This is a genomic window from Oleiphilus sp. HI0061 (assembly GCF_001635675.1).
This window is the reverse complement of sequence record NZ_LWFE01000210.1, coordinates 1-841: the sequence shown is the minus strand read 5'-3', so window position 1 is coordinate 841 and position 841 is coordinate 1. Positions and strand designations below refer to the sequence as shown.

Genomic DNA, 841 nt, shown 5'->3' with positions numbered 1-841 from the left:
TCGTAGCGCCCTAGGCCTCCTTGCCACGACTAGCGGTGCGCAGTGCGCACCCTATAAGGCCCCACACTCCCTCACCACCATAACAGGGTGGTTCGTGTACACCAAATTACGGCGAACCCACTGACCTGTCATTTGCGAAATCGTGCCTAAGCCTGTTCTTCCTTAACCTTTTTCACTAAACTCTCTCCCTCGTTTCTGTACGTCTGCTCTAGCGAGCATTAATTGGTGTACGTTATTTGATTTAAAGAGAGGTTTTATAATGCGATTGGTTTCTTGGAATGTTAACGGTATTCGAGCGGTGATGAAGAAAGACTTTCTCTCCTCTCTCGAATCTATGGAAACAGATGTTCTATGCTTGCAAGAAACCAAAGCCCAGGATGATCAGGTGATGGAAGCACTTAAAGATCTTGAGGGCTATCATATCTACTGTAACTCTGCCGAGAAGAAAGGCTACTCAGGCACAGCTATTCTGACCAAACACGCACCTATTTCTGTCCAATACGATATGGGAATTGAAGAGCACGATCAGGAAGGTCGAGTGATTGCTGCTGAGTATGACGGCTTTTACTTGGTTACTGTCTACACCCCAAACTCTGGTAGTGAGCTTAAACGTTTGCCTTATCGTCAAGAGTGGGACAAAGACTTCAATGATTATTTAAAGAAACTCGAAGAAAGCAAGCCAGTTATCTTATGTGGCGACCTGAATGTTGCGCACAAAGACATCGACCTGGCCCGTCCCAAGCCCAACTACAATAAAAGTGCTGGCTACACGCAGGCAGAAATTGACGGTTTAGACCGCTACGTTGCGTCTGGTTTTATAGACACTTACCGAGAACTAAAC

1 protein-coding gene is annotated in these 841 nt (G+C 46.1%); it reads left to right on the top strand.

All coding sequences use genetic code 11. The features are described from left to right. Positions 1 to 259: 259 nt before the first annotated feature. A partial coding sequence (locus A3735_RS02430; RefSeq protein WP_068637533.1) for an exodeoxyribonuclease III occupies positions 260 to 841 on the top strand: 582 nt, incomplete at its 3' end.